The following is a 392-nucleotide window of genomic DNA, read 5'->3' as shown; positions in this document are numbered from 1 at the left end:
GTCCCCGGCCCCGCCGGTCATGGTATTGTTGCCGGCACCGCCGTCGATGACGTTGTTGCCGTCGCCACCATCGATCGTATCGTTGCCGTCGCCGCCGTTGATCGTGTCGTTGCCGGCTGCGCCGGTCAAATGATCATCGCCGGTGCCGCCCGCGAGCACATCATTGCCGTCGCCACCCGCCAATGTATCGTTGCCATCGCCACCCGACAGGCTGTTATTGGCAGCGTCGCCGGTGATCGTGTCGTTACCGACAGAGCCAAAGATATTCTCGACATTGTGGAACGTCACATCGCCGCCATAGACGCCGAGATCGATGTCTCCACCGAGTGCGATCGTGAAACCGGAACCACGGCTCAGGTGCAACGTGTTGTCACCGTCGCCACCGTCAACGT

General features: G+C 61.7%; 1 protein-coding gene. It reads right to left on the bottom strand.

Annotation, left to right across the window (positions count from 1 at the left end):
- The coding region (locus tag AC1D0P_RS31240) for a calcium-binding protein (RefSeq protein WP_477680271.1) at nt 1-288 on the bottom strand (288 nt) is incomplete at its 3' end.
- Nucleotides 289-392: the final 104 nt, after the last annotated feature.

Source organism: Polaromonas sp. P1_G2 (assembly GCF_056405515.1).
The sequence above is the reverse complement of the archived record's forward strand: the minus strand, read 5'-3'. Positions and strand labels throughout refer to the sequence as shown.